This window comes from Sporosarcina sp. FSL K6-5500 (genome assembly GCF_038005665.1).
GTDB lineage: Bacteria > Bacillota > Bacilli > Bacillales_A > Planococcaceae > Sporosarcina > Sporosarcina psychrophila.
This window is the reverse complement of record NZ_JBBOTP010000002.1, coordinates 14,791-27,379: the sequence shown is the minus strand read 5'-3', so window position 1 is coordinate 27,379 and position 12,589 is coordinate 14,791. Positions and strand designations below refer to the sequence as shown.

Sequence of the window (12,589 nt, the reverse complement as noted above, 5' to 3'; positions counted from 1 at the left end):
GGATAATCATGAAATTATTTACAAAGAAAACAATGCAGTGGACAGACTATTTAGAAGGTAATTCAACTAAGAGTATTCCTTCAATGGGTGAAAGAGTATCTGAGAGGCTGACATTTATGGGGGTCAGTCAGGAAACGCTTGACCATATAAAGAGGAAATAGTGGAGAGGTTTTATAACCATATCACTTCAGAAGATCATTTGAAGCAATTGATTACGAAACACTCTACAATAGACCGTTTAAGATTGACAATGGAAAGGTATGTAGAGCAATTACTTCATGCGGAAGTAGATATGGATTACGTACAGACGAGGATTATAATAGGCCAAGTACACAGCCATATCCAGTTAAGCTTGCATTTAATCCAACCAGATAGTCATTGACCATTTCTTTGTCTTGAAACATTTTTGTCCTCCTTAATAAGATAAATGAGTCATACGAATTAGATGAATAGATTTTAATTTCAGAAAAAATGAGGTTTTTTAATGAATCAAAATGTTCTTTTACGTAATAACGTAAATATTTCTGGCAAAGGCACACGGGCAATGATTTTTGCTCCAGGCTTTGGATGTACCCAAAATATGTGGAGGTTGGTGGCACCAGCTTTTGAAGAAAACTATCGTATTATTCTATTTGATTATGTTGGTTCAGGGAAATCTGATTACAATGCTTACTCCCCTAGCAAATACAGTGAACTTCATGGATATGCACAGGATTTATTAGAAATATGTGCTGCACTGGACTTAAAAGAGGGAACTTTTGTTGGGCATTCAGTTGGTAACACCATTGGTATGTTGGCATCTATTCAAGAGCCTGATTTATTTGAACGTCTCATCATGATAGGTCCATCGCCTAGTTATTTAAATGATCAACCCGACTATATAGGGGGATTTGAGAGAGAGGACCTTGATGGATTGATTGATATGATGGAGATGAATTATATTGGCTGGGCAAATTATCTTGCGCAAGTCATTATGAAAAATCCCAATCGTCCAGAGCTTTCAAAAGAATTAGAAGAAAGCTTTTGTTCGACAGATCCAACTGTCGCTCGTCAATTTGCAATAGCAACTTTTTTTTCTGATAATCGAGAAGATTTGAAAAGGGTTGTAGTTCCGTCGCTTATTCTTCAGTGTGCTGAAGATGTAATGGCTCCTATTGAAGTCGGGAACTACATGCACCACCATCTACCAAAAAATACGTTGCGTTTCATGCAGGCTACTGGACATTGCCCACACATGAGCCACCCAGAAGAAACAATTCGTTTGATTAGCGAATATTTGACTGTTGGTATGTAAGCACACTTAGTAAGGAGGAGATAATTTAATGGATGAACAATTGAACTACGCTCCGTGTGGCTACTTATCACTTTCTGATGATGGTACAATTCGAACGATCAATCAAACGTTGCTTAGTTTACTTGGTTACGACCTGTACGAGTTACAGGGGAAACACGTCAATACCATACTACCGGTTTCTAGCAGATCATTTTATCAGCTTTACTTTTTTCCTATGATTAAGCTACAAGAACAGGTGGAGGAGATGTATCTTACATTCAAGTCGAAGACTAATAATGATATTCCAATTCTCCTCAATGCCTTACGTAAAAAGCGTAATGGGGAAATCGTAAATGATTGTGTATTATTTCAGATAAAGAATCGCTACGAGTATGAGCAATCCCTTCTTACGGTAAAAAAGGAAACCGAAAAACGTAACCGTGTTAAGAGTGAGCAAATAGCCGAGTTAGATCTTTTACGAAGGGAATTGGAGTCTAAACAAAAAGAACTGTTAGAAGTAAATGCTCAACTACAGAAATTAGCTTCTACAGATGGATTGACTGGTCTCAAGAATAGGAGAAGTCTACAGGAAGATTTAACTTCAAATATTTCCTTATCCACAAGACTTTCCCAACCACTTTCACTTCTGCTGTTAGATATAGACCATTTTAAAAGGATAAATGATACTTTTGGACATTTGACAGGTGATAAGATTCTTCAAGAGTTGGGTGTATTACTGACAGAAGAATCAAGAAAAGATGATATTTCAGCTCGTTATGGAGGAGAAGAATTTGCAATGATCCTTCCCAATACCAATCAAGCGGATGCAATAAAAATTGCGGAAAGAATTCGTTTGCGTATTGAAAGTGAAGGATGGACAAATCAAACTATTACTATAAGTATTGGAATAGCAACTCTTACTCTAGGAGACACCGTAGATACTTTTCAATCTAGAGCGGATCAGGCACTCTATTCATCAAAGAATCGAGGCCGAAATCGGGTCACTCATGCTTGCTGCATAGAATAAGTCTAGATTATCACTTTAGAAGAAACTCTAAAAACCTCCTTTTCCGTTCTCGGTAAGGAGGTTTTTAGAGTTTCTTCTATTATAATGTGCTAGATGTTTCTTCTTCGAGTGCTTTCACTAATTTATAAAAACTAGTTTTCTTAACCCCAGCTTCCTGCATTGCTTGCACTGCTGTTAATTCTCTAGCTCTCCATTTTCTGTAAACCTCTTTAAACTCTTCTGAAAGCAGAACTTTAGGTCTTCCAAACTGAACCCCATTTTGCAACGCCAAATCAATTCCTTCACGCTGCCGTTTCCGGATGCGTTCTCGTTCCTCTTCAGCCATCCAGGAAAGGATCTGCAAAACCAAATCCGCAATAAACGTTCCCATGCTGTCTTTGTATTGCGTCGTATCGAGTAACGGCATATCCATTACAACAATATCGGCTTCGATGTTCTTCGTCAGGTCATTCCATTCCTGTAGGATTTCTTCTTTGTTCCGACCAAACCGATCCAACGAATGGATATACAATATGTCGCCTTTTCGGATAATCCGTTTGAGCAATTGATAGTTTACACGTTCAAAGTTCTTTCCGCTTTGCTTATCCAAATAGATATCGCGTTCATTAATATCTAATTTTTTCATAGCTTCCAATTGCCGACCTTCATTTTGATCTTTACTGCTGACGCGTATGTAACCAAATTTACGTTGCTCCATAATTCACCTCGAAAAAAGATTCTTTTCCCTCATTATACCTTAAAATAGTTCGTAAAAGTGTATTCAAATTGATGAACGTTCGGAAAGTTTTTTAATACATTTATGAACAATGTTCCTGTTGTTTTTGAGTCCTTTTTAAACCGTTCGTAAAAGTGTACTTTTATGAACGGTAATATTTATCCTGTATCCCAATTCATAAATACACTGGATTTTATCCAAGTTGCCAACTTAATATTGCAATGTAGGAATTTTAAAAGAAAAACAAGTATAAATCATTGAACGTCACTCATCCTATTACTGAAATATAAACGAAATGACTATTTCGTTTATATTTCGTCCCGAATAGTATATAATATAGGGGACGGGGTGATAAAAATGAAACGAATATCTGTACAAACTGAAATAGAAAAGGCAATCCAACAATTAGAAAAAGGTTCACTTATTTCCGCACAAGACTTTTTAGACATTGGGAATTATGATGCTGTCAAAAGAGCGTTGTCCAGGTTAAACGATGAAGGTAAATTAACACGTGTATTACGAGGTTTGTATCAAACACCTAATTACAATGCGTTTCTTAAAAAAGATATTGGAGCTTCTCCAAATAAAGTAGCAGAAAAGTTTGCTGAAAAATTTGGTTGGACGATTGCGCCTGCTGAAGACACTGCATTAAATGAACTCGGTTTATCGACACAAGTACCTGCTAAATACACGTTTATTAGCGATGGTCCAACGAAGAAGTATACATTGGACAATGGGATAGACATTTATTTTAAACATAAAGCAAATAAGGAAATATCTAAGTTATCCAAAAAAGAAGCAATTGTCATTGAAGCCATTCAAACAATTTCACAAGAGAAAATGAATGACCAAATTCGCAAAAAAATATTCAACACATTGAATGAAGATGAAATGAATCATTTGTTAGAACAAGGGAAATCTATGCGCTACTGGATATACGACGAATTGAAAAATATGCAAGATGGGCATGATTACTTATGATTCATATCGCCAACCAATCAGCTAACAATCGTTCAGACTTATTCCAATACACAGCAGCTAAGTTAAAAATGAGCGAAGCTATTATAGAAAAAGACTTTTGGGTATGTTTTATGCTAGAAGTATTGTTTGAACATAGCCCTTTTAAGGATTATTTCGCTTTTAAAGGAGGCACAAGTCTTTCAAAGTCCTTTCAATTAATCGAACGATTTTCTGAAGATATTGACCTTATTTTAGATTGGCGAAAACTAGGTTACGGCCATACAGAGCCATTACAAGATCGCAGCAATACAGCACAAGATCGATTTAAAAAGGAAATCAATACAAAATGCGAAGTGTTTTTAAAAGAAACCTTTATTCCAAAGATGCAAGTCATATTAAAAGAGCTATGCCCTAATGAACAGTTCACTCTTACGATTGATCAAATAGATCCGCAAACGGTCCTAGTTGGATATCCTAAAAATTATGAGGACGCGTCAATTGTTAAAGAAATTCGTTTAGAAATCGGACCACTAGCAGCATGGACACCGGTTTCGTCTTATCCTTTACATGCTTATGTGTATGACATACCCGATTTACCGTTTGAAAAAAAGACGATTACAGTACCAACAGTAGAAGTGTCCCGTACGTTTTGGGAAAAAGCGACCATTCTCCATGCGGAAGCACATCGACCAGAAACGAAGTCACTTCCTGCAAGATATTCACGTCATTATTATGATGTCTATATGATGCAACAGAGTCCAGATATAAAAGCTGTTATCCTTTCACACAAACATTTATTAAATAAAGTAGTCGATTTTAAAAAGCGTTTTTATCGCTTGAATTGGGCTGAGTATGATAAAGCACTACTCGGAAACCTTGTTTTAGTCCCAACGAATATAGCTACTATTCGTGGTTTACAAGATGACTATACTAGCATGAAAAATATGATTTTCGGCGAATATCCAACATTTGAAGAAATTTTAAACGGCTTAACACATTTGCAGGAAGAATTAAATAAGATGGAATAGTTGTCACTGCAAAGAACTGTCTGCAACACATCATGATATATTATAGATGCTAACTACTGTAGAACTTCATGCCATGAAATCAATAGAAAAAGGCGATGGTTCAAATTACGGACCATCGCTTTTTCTATTCGTACAACATATAAAAAACACCTGGCGACCAAACCAGACGATGTACTACAAACAATTCCTATGTCAAGAAGCTTGCTACCTTTATTGTCTTGCATTAAATGAAATTTTCGATGGATGGATTGCTTCTATAAAGTATCACTTCAATTAGTCACTCAATCTATATTTTAGGTTTAAATTTATTTGGATTCATTGTAATTTGAGCATTAATAATACTATGCATCTTTTGGATACAATTATACGAAACCTCCCATTCTCCGAAATCATCTTCTAGAGGATCTTCATATTCGTCTATTTTCAAATCCACATAATCTAGCCATTCCAAAGGTATAGCAGCCTCTTTCCTAATTGAAATCTCTTCCTCCATTAATGATTTTTTATAGTAACTAAGCTTATCTTGGATCGTTTCATCGATTCCTTTTTTTGTTAATCCAGAACCCAAAACCTCTGTAACTTTTATGAGTGCATAGTCATAGTTCGGAAGAGTACCTTCAAGCCAATATTCAAGTTCAGAAATTATTTTTCTAGAATGTCTTACACCGATTTCAAGTTTATATAAACTCCCAAATCGCGAAACCTTGAGTTCTAAAAAACTTATATACATCCCTAATTGATTTATACGTTTGGTTTCATCATTGAAGGCTCTTTCACTTTTATTTAAGCTAGCATGCAAATCCTGTGTCTCCCGTATCGCCACATTTAGATTGTTGCTAAGTTCTCTTACCACTTCTATTTTTGTTGTTGTTTCGTCTTTAAGTTGCTTCATCTCGGATAGATGCTTCTCTACTTCTTCTACCTTAGAAGAAAAAGCACTTCTGGAAATCCATACAAATATCCCTCCGAATAACGTAAGTATCGCAACAATAACGGCGAGCAATGTTAACAGCGCTGTAATATTACCTTCAAGGATTGCGATTCTCGATTTTTGAGTTTCTATTAGTTGCTGGGTAATTTCTTCTTTCGTAAGATAATTTTCTTGTTTTCGAACCATTTCTTGCAGTTCGTTTTTTGAGACCATTACCTCCTTAAGTTTCTCTAATTCTCTTTGCAATTGCTCATTATTAACAGGGATAGGTTCCGTTATTGCATTGACACTAATCCCACCAGCAGTGATACTAAATATAATACAAAAAACTAGTATGCTAAACTTAAAATTTTTCTTCATGTAATCTCCTAGCTGATTTTTTAAAATTTCGGTCTTTTATGGAGCGGCAAACATATTCCATTATCTGACCCGTTTATCGCATAGTATAATGGACGTTTTTAAAAAACTTCATTGTCACTCAACAGTTACCTCACTTATTTTGAGAAGATATGCGCTGTTGTAAAGTTGTTATTTCCACTTGCATTTTCTCTTTCATTTCTTCATGCGTCTTACGCAAAGCTGCCATTTCATCATATAACTTCCGCACTTCCTCATTATGCAGTCGTTCTGCTCCCACCACTGCTTTTTCACAATCTAATTCTTTGCGCTCCGTAAGAAGGGATAAATCTCGTTCATGGTTCGCTTTAGCTTGTTCAAAATCCAATCGTAGCACACGTATTTCCTCGGATATTGTTTGTTTCTCCTGTGATAGCTTCGATATTTTTTCTTCAAATTCAACCTTGTCAGCGTTTGCTTGCTTCGTCCACTCAGTCTTCTCGATTTCAAATTCCCTTTTTAATTTCTCGTTTTCCTCAGCATAGCCTTGATACTTTGTTACTAGCCCACTTAATGTATCGTTCTTATCTTTGTACTCACTAATTAACGCCTGATTATTTTCAAGCATTGTTTGATTGGCAATAAGTTTTTCTTCAAGTTCCTTCACCTGCTCTTTAAATGCCGAAATCCCTTCTGTTTTCATTGCGACTTCCTGTTTGATTTGCTGGTTTTGTTGCTGTAAGTCGGTAATGATGGCTTCTTTACTCTCTAACTTATCAGCCACATCTTTCACCGCATGCTCCTTTAAATAAACGGAACGTTGAATCATATTGACGATTAATTCATACATACGTGTTGTGTGGTGCTCCAGTTCCGTTAAATCTTGCGTATAATCGGATGAGCCTTGCTTAATAGCGTTCATTTCGTACAGTGCAATTGCGCGTTCAAACCATTCTTTACTACTTGTACCACTTGATTCAATGACTTCTCTCACTTTCTCATACATTTCTTCGCTAACTTTCACGCCAAATGTTTTATCTGCCACTTTTGCATCCTCCATTCGTTAACCTATAAATACTGTTAAATCAATGGTTAACCAGGTTATTTATAGTTAACCTAATTATATAATAAATTTTCTGTTTAATCAATCTCGTAGTTCGCCACCTTGCTGACAAGGTGGCGCGATTTTTTACATTTTCATGAGCAAAAGACGTACATGTTGTAAGCCTTTTGTCTTTTTAGTTTTTTACATATAGCCTTTTTCCTTCAACGATAAATAATTTGTTTCGCTTACAACTAAATGGTCAAGAACTTCTACTCCTAATAATTCCCCTGCTTCGCACAAACGCTTTGTAACATCGATGTCCTCCGGGCTTGGTGTGACGTTCTGGCTCGGATGGTTATGCGCCAGAATGATACTTGCCGCGTTTTGTAGGAAAGCTGTTTTGAACACTTCTCGTGGTGTAACAAGGCTTGAATTTAACGTTCCGATATGGCAACGGTGCAAACATTGAATTTGGTTTTTCACGGATAGACAAGCAACTAGAAAAACTTCTCTATCCTCATTGCCAATAAACTTCATGGCGATATTAGCAAAATCCTCTGGGCTACGTACCGTGTAATCCGTTAAGTTCTCAGAAAGATATTTTTTCGGCAACTTGCGACGCTCGGCTTTGATTCTCACAATCTCATAAATAGGTTGTAACTCTAAGTTATTTTCAACAGGGTTTGTCATGGTGGTTCCTCCTTTGTTTTTTCGATTGCTTTAGCCGCAATCACGAAGTCGGAAGGCTGAATTTTTTCCGATTTCTTGGCTATGCCATGCAGCTATTTGCAGCAATCAAAAAGCAAGGAATTGCCTGCAATAGCTCAAAAGTTTTTGTAGCGTAGCGTTTCGAACAAAAAGTTTTGACGATCCTTGCTTTTTGAGGTGAAACACGGATAGGAGCGTGGTAGGCAGAATCTGCCACGATCATTGCCGAATGTTGAACGCAAATGGCAAAGCCCAAGCAGACGGTCCACCTGCTTGGGCGTATGGCGAAAGAAATCGAAAAAAATGCTCTTGATAAAAGGGAATGCCGCAGCATTCCCTTCACTTTGTCTTTTTGTCTTTATATGTAGGTTTTGAATTTCGCCTCGTTTGGTATGACGGCTTGCCGTAAACGATCCAGGAATCTACTCGCTGTTTCATGGTCTTTACAGCGAGTGATTATCGGAACGTTTAATACCAAAGCGACGCGTACCCCTTCACAAAAGCGTTGTTTGCTTTTGATGAAGGGGTAGTGTAGGCAACCGATTAGCAATATACTCTTTATCTACCAAAAGAATTGATATTATCTAACTTCTAATGTATTATCTAACTAAGTAGACTAATGTTATGTTTTTTCTAATCTAATACATATAAGCGAGGTGTGTTTTTGATGATCAATTTAGCCGACGATATTCTGAAAGATTTTGTCAATACACTTATACATGATGACCCTGAATTAAAGCCATTGTTAAGAGAGGCTATTAACAATGTAGATGGTGATGGAGTGGAAAACAGTACTGCAACTGCCAAGTGGGATAATCGCTATAACTCTTTAGTCAAAGTAGCAAAAAAATATGTATTAAAATTTGGCATCATAAAACGTGGTAACTTATGGAAAGCTATATTTATCGTCGGCGAAGATAATTCTATTTACGTTTTCTTCAATCATAAAAACTTAAAAGGTATCATTAAAAAAGGGAAAAGTAATCACTACTTAAAATTACTGAATTTCTTTAATAGACATTTAGATGATCATAAACCGATTAACGAACAACTGAAATGGGATTTAGAAGAAGCAACAGATCCATATTCAGATGAAGCATTGGAAAATCAAGCCCGTGACATCATAAAAATGTTAGAACACGAACCCTCAAAAGTAGTAGTCTTTGCGTTCAATAAATCTTTTATTAGTACAGTTAATGCATATGTGTTTAATAGTAAACATGAACCGATTTGGCATCAAGATTTCACTTCACTAATCGAAAGCAATTATGCATTTGATTTGAATTCAGATAATATTGAAACAGAAAAGAAAGAAAGTACTACTACTATCGATAAGAAGAAACAGATTGTTAAATTGAAAAAAATTAAATAGTTTGGAGATTTTATTATGAATAAGATATTTAATGGACAACGACTAAAGGAAGCTCGACTTTATAACAAGTTAACGATCACCGAATTAGGCGTGAAATTAAATGTCACAAAGCAAATGATTTCGAAGTATGAAAACCAAAATATTGAACCTAGCTTTGAAAAGTCATTACAATTAACAACCATTTTGGGTTATCCTAGAGAATTTTTCTATACAAATGATAAATTCAATATTCAAAACGAAGGGACCTTTTTTCGTTCAAGACTTACAGCTACCCAAAAAGCAAAAAACCCTGCGTCAATCGCTTTAAAGTACTCGGTAATCGTGCGAGATTTTTTAGAGCAGTATATTGATTTTCCCCAATTAGAGGAAAGGGAAAACTATGAACTTCTACAAGATTACAATTTAATCGCGAAAAAAATGCGCAACTTTGTTGGCCTAGATAATGGGCCCATTCCAGATATTATTGAAGTAGCAGAGTTAATGGGATTCACTGTTATTAGTATGAATTATAACGAAAGTAAAGTTGATGCCTTTAGTAGCATGAATGTTATAGAAAATGCCGTTGGAGATATTACCCCTTATTTCGTCATTGCTACAGGAACAGGCGAATCTCGTTCATTTTATAGACAGCAATTCAGTATCGCTCACGAAATGGCACATTGGGTACTCCATCAAAATATAAATCCCCAAGAATTAGATAAAGAAGAATATAAAGTTATGGAAGATGAAGCTAATAAATTGGCATCTATTTTTCTATTACCAGAAGATACATTTGGTGCTGAGCTAGCTACCAGGGTTACAGATGAAATTGATACGTACTACAGCTTAAAGAGAAAATGGAATGTATCTATGGCAGCTATGATTAAACGGGCAAGAGATCTTTCCTTAATTAACGGGGACCAAGAAGTAAAACTTTATAAACAAATGCATTATCGCAAGTGGAAAAATCCAGAGCCATTTGATTTGGAAACTAAAACGACTGTTCCAGTGGCTTTTAAACAATCTTTGGAGTTATTAATAGATGAAGGTATTTTAAAAGGACATGAAATTCCCATTAAAATTGCAGAACAATATAACCTTTATTTAACTCCCAAAATGCTCGCAATGATTTGTGGTGTAGATCCGGCTCTGTTTATTGATAACAGCGAATCTAGGGTTGTATTGAAATTGAAGGATTTTAAAAGAAAGCACAGTAGCTAGATTTATATTAGTGGGGGATAAAAAATGACGTATTGTTTTGCATGGAAGTCTAATAATGAAATTTACATTGTTGCAGATTCTTTAACTTCTTCTGAAAATAGTAATTTAGAAATTGAAGCTGATTATTCTAGCATGGGTGAAAAGTACGGCGAATATAATTCACGCTTCATTACCGAATGGGATACCAAAATTTATGTTAAAGAAAATTTTGTTATTGCATTTTCGGGATATGTAGATACTTATGAGGAAATAAAAAGACATTTGGATTCTATGGTTGGACAATTGCCATATAATCAAATCATTTCTTATCTTCAGGAAATTATATCAGAGGCAGAAGTGATACTTGCGGTTCAACAGAAAGAGAATAACAAATTGTTCGTAGTAAATAAAAGAGAATTTAAAGAAATAAAACATTATATAAGTATCGGAAGTGGTAGAACTATAGCGGATTTAGATAATTTAATGATAGGTTTTTCAAACACATTCCCAGATTTTAAAGAAGAAAATATAGACGATGAACCAAGAAAAAAAATTAGTGCAGCTACTGCATATCTTCAAATGCTTTCTTTGAAACATAACTTTTTAGAATTCGGCGTAGGTGGGACTGTTTGTGGCATCTGCATTTATGATAATAAAATAGTGTGGAATGATGATTTATTATACTTTTTATATGATGAGAATTTTGAAAATAAAAAGCTCATAAATATGATTATTAGAAATAATAGTATTTTGACCGGTTCAGATTTCACTGGATTAACTAAGCTATTCGGAATACCAGAAGTGGATACTGATTTAGATGAAGTACAAACAAGGAAACTTCTTCGATCTATGCATAAAAATATGGCCTCCTATATACCAAGATATATCGTTTTTTTCAGTTTCGAATTAAATAATATTTACTTTTATGATACACATAGAAAAACGCAAACAAGATTAGTAAGAATGTTTCAACGCAGAAGTAAAGGAGAAACAAAATGTGAATTGTTTACTATGCCATTTTTGATTTCCGAATTCTTATTGAAAAATAATAATAAAGATGATTTGATGATTCCTTTTCATTATTTAGAGGGATTACCAACTCCATACTTATCCAGGGACCATTTAATAGAAAACACAGAGAATATAGAAGACGTGGAATTTGAATATGATTATTTTGATCGCCCTTTAGAAAATATTAGAATTAACATGGAAATAGATAAGTATTTTAAATCGGGATTAGATGAATACGAAAATTTAGTTGTTATTAACTTTGAATACTTTGAAGGGAAAATTATTGAATTACGAAACTTTTATAAAGGACTAAACATTCAATATGACAGCTCTAAACTATTAAAAAATGTTTGTGCATTTCTCAAAAAAGAATGGGATCTAGATAAATTTGAAATTCTAGTATTCAGCAAAAATTATCAATTCTTCTATGAAAAAGTAGATGAATTAGAATTGATTTTAATAAGAAATAAGAATGAGTTCTCAGGATTTTTAAACAAATTATTGCATAGTTACTATACAGATCATAGATATTTTCATTTGAATAAAATCTTCATAATTGATGATAGTTCAGATTTCAATGATTTATTTGAAATAATGCCAGATTATAATAAAAACAGAGAAGAAGCAGACATTTTTATGATTAAAAATCAAAACAATGAGTCAAGAGTACTTCATGCTCCCTATTATTACAATGCAGATATAATATTTTCACAGTTATCTGGACTAAGTAATGAGGCCTTGGGATTATGGAGTCCTTCAGAATACTCCAAAGATGAACTTGAAGACATAAAGGAATATTTAAATGAACGAATAGGAAAAGCAGAAGTATTAAATTAACCGATTTATAAGCATCAAATAGGGTCCACCGTAAGATAGGTGGCACTATTTGAGATTTTCGCAGTACACTTTAAATCAAGCTTTATCCCAAAGCTACAGTCAAAGGCAAAGTCTATTCATCTGAAAGCCTAAAATCTTTCTTTTCACTTCTCCAGTAATCCCAAAAT

At 34.8% G+C, this 12,589-nt stretch carries 13 protein-coding genes; 9 read left to right on the top strand and 4 right to left on the bottom strand.

Features of this window, described 5'->3' with window-relative positions; all coding sequences use genetic code 11:
* Positions 1–8 precede the first annotated feature (8 nt).
* The 4 genes from MKX62_RS23730 (at position 9) to MKX62_RS23715 (ending at position 2,300) form a co-directional block, all read left to right on the top strand.
* A complete protein-coding gene (locus tag MKX62_RS23730; RefSeq protein WP_340742659.1) occupies positions 9–161 on the top strand; it encodes a hypothetical protein in 153 nt (50 codons plus the stop codon).
* Positions 161–382 (top strand): protoglobin domain-containing protein, encoded by a 222-nt coding sequence (locus MKX62_RS23725; protein ID WP_340742658.1) that lies wholly within the window; start codon positions 161–163, stop codon positions 380–382. Before MKX62_RS23730 ends, MKX62_RS23725 begins: the two co-directional genes overlap by 1 nt.
* Positions 383–484: 102 nt before the next feature.
* Complete coding sequence (locus MKX62_RS23720) at positions 485–1,294, top strand: alpha/beta fold hydrolase (protein WP_340742657.1); 810 nt, start codon at positions 485–487, stop codon at positions 1,292–1,294.
* A 28-nt stretch (positions 1,295–1,322) separates the two neighbouring features.
* Positions 1,323–2,300 (top strand): sensor domain-containing diguanylate cyclase, encoded by a 978-nt coding sequence (locus MKX62_RS23715; RefSeq protein ID WP_340742656.1) that lies wholly within the window; start codon positions 1,323–1,325, stop codon positions 2,298–2,300.
* Positions 2,301–2,379: 79 nt separating this feature from the next.
* Here MKX62_RS23715 and MKX62_RS23710 read toward each other — a convergent pair whose 3' ends face one another.
* Positions 2,380–2,997 carry a recombinase family protein gene (locus MKX62_RS23710; RefSeq protein WP_340742655.1) on the bottom strand — a complete coding sequence of 206 codons (618 nt, stop codon included), beginning with the start codon at positions 2,995–2,997 and terminating at the stop codon, positions 2,380–2,382.
* A 375-nt stretch (positions 2,998–3,372) separates the two neighbouring features.
* Between MKX62_RS23710 and MKX62_RS23705 the strand changes: the two genes are divergently transcribed.
* Positions 3,373–3,996, top strand: a complete 624-nt coding sequence (locus MKX62_RS23705) for a DUF6088 family protein (protein ID WP_340742654.1) — start codon at positions 3,373–3,375, stop codon at positions 3,994–3,996.
* Positions 3,993–5,003 (top strand): nucleotidyl transferase AbiEii/AbiGii toxin family protein, encoded by a 1,011-nt coding sequence (locus MKX62_RS23700; RefSeq protein WP_340742653.1) that lies wholly within the window; start codon positions 3,993–3,995, stop codon positions 5,001–5,003. The genes MKX62_RS23705 and MKX62_RS23700 overlap by 4 nt, the downstream gene beginning before the upstream one ends.
* 286 nt (positions 5,004–5,289) lie before the next feature.
* Here the strand turns inward: MKX62_RS23700 and MKX62_RS23695 are convergent, their stop codons facing one another.
* From MKX62_RS23695 to MKX62_RS23685, 3 genes are all read right to left on the bottom strand, one after another.
* A complete protein-coding gene (locus tag MKX62_RS23695; protein WP_340742652.1) occupies positions 5,290–6,294 on the bottom strand; it encodes a hypothetical protein in 1,005 nt (334 codons plus the stop codon).
* Positions 6,295–6,424: 130 nt separating this feature from the next.
* Positions 6,425–7,315, bottom strand: a complete 891-nt coding sequence (locus MKX62_RS23690; protein ID WP_340742651.1) for a hypothetical protein — start codon at positions 7,313–7,315, stop codon at positions 6,425–6,427.
* Between the two features lie 201 nt (positions 7,316–7,516).
* On the bottom strand, positions 7,517–8,005 hold the full coding sequence (locus tag MKX62_RS23685) for a JAB domain-containing protein (protein ID WP_340742650.1): 489 nt from the start codon (positions 8,003–8,005) through the stop codon (positions 7,517–7,519).
* 685 nt (positions 8,006–8,690) lie between these two features.
* Here MKX62_RS23685 and MKX62_RS23680 point away from each other — a divergent pair.
* The 3 genes from MKX62_RS23680 to MKX62_RS23670 are packed head-to-tail and all read left to right on the top strand — an operon-like array spanning position 8,691 to position 12,422.
* Positions 8,691–9,395 carry a DUF5986 family protein gene (locus MKX62_RS23680; RefSeq protein ID WP_340742686.1) on the top strand — a complete coding sequence of 235 codons (705 nt, stop codon included), beginning with the start codon at positions 8,691–8,693 and terminating at the stop codon, positions 9,393–9,395.
* A gap of 15 nt (positions 9,396–9,410) precedes the next feature.
* A complete protein-coding gene (locus tag MKX62_RS23675; RefSeq protein WP_340742649.1) occupies positions 9,411–10,595 on the top strand; it encodes an XRE family transcriptional regulator in 1,185 nt (394 codons plus the stop codon).
* 24 nt (positions 10,596–10,619) lie between these two features.
* Positions 10,620–12,422: a hypothetical protein gene (locus MKX62_RS23670; protein ID WP_340742648.1), complete on the top strand. Its 1,803-nt coding sequence runs from the start codon at positions 10,620–10,622 to the stop codon at positions 12,420–12,422.
* Positions 12,423–12,589: the final 167 nt, after the last annotated feature.

Excerpts from the sequence above, each read along its gene's own strand:
- MKX62_RS23730 (WP_340742659.1), top strand. The coding sequence starts at position 9 with ATGAAATTATTTACAAAGAAAACAATGCAGTGGACAGACTATTTAGAA.
- MKX62_RS23720 (WP_340742657.1), top strand. The coding sequence starts at position 485 with ATGAATCAAAATGTTCTTTTACGTAATAACGTAAATATTTCTGGCAAA.
- MKX62_RS23715 (WP_340742656.1), top strand. The coding sequence starts at position 1,323 with ATGGATGAACAATTGAACTACGCTCCGTGTGGCTACTTATCACTTTCT.
- MKX62_RS23710 (WP_340742655.1), bottom strand. The coding sequence starts at position 2,997 with ATGGAGCAACGTAAATTTGGTTACATACGCGTCAGCAGTAAAGATCAA.
- MKX62_RS23705 (WP_340742654.1), top strand. The coding sequence starts at position 3,373 with ATGAAACGAATATCTGTACAAACTGAAATAGAAAAGGCAATCCAACAA.
- MKX62_RS23700 (WP_340742653.1), top strand. The coding sequence starts at position 3,993 with ATGATTCATATCGCCAACCAATCAGCTAACAATCGTTCAGACTTATTC.
- MKX62_RS23695 (WP_340742652.1), bottom strand. The coding sequence starts at position 6,294 with ATGAAGAAAAATTTTAAGTTTAGCATACTAGTTTTTTGTATTATATTT.
- MKX62_RS23685 (WP_340742650.1), bottom strand. The coding sequence starts at position 8,005 with ATGACAAACCCTGTTGAAAATAACTTAGAGTTACAACCTATTTATGAG.
- MKX62_RS23680 (WP_340742686.1), top strand. The coding sequence starts at position 8,691 with ATGATCAATTTAGCCGACGATATTCTGAAAGATTTTGTCAATACACTT.
- MKX62_RS23675 (WP_340742649.1), top strand. The coding sequence starts at position 9,411 with ATGAATAAGATATTTAATGGACAACGACTAAAGGAAGCTCGACTTTAT.
- MKX62_RS23670 (WP_340742648.1), top strand. The coding sequence starts at position 10,620 with ATGACGTATTGTTTTGCATGGAAGTCTAATAATGAAATTTACATTGTT.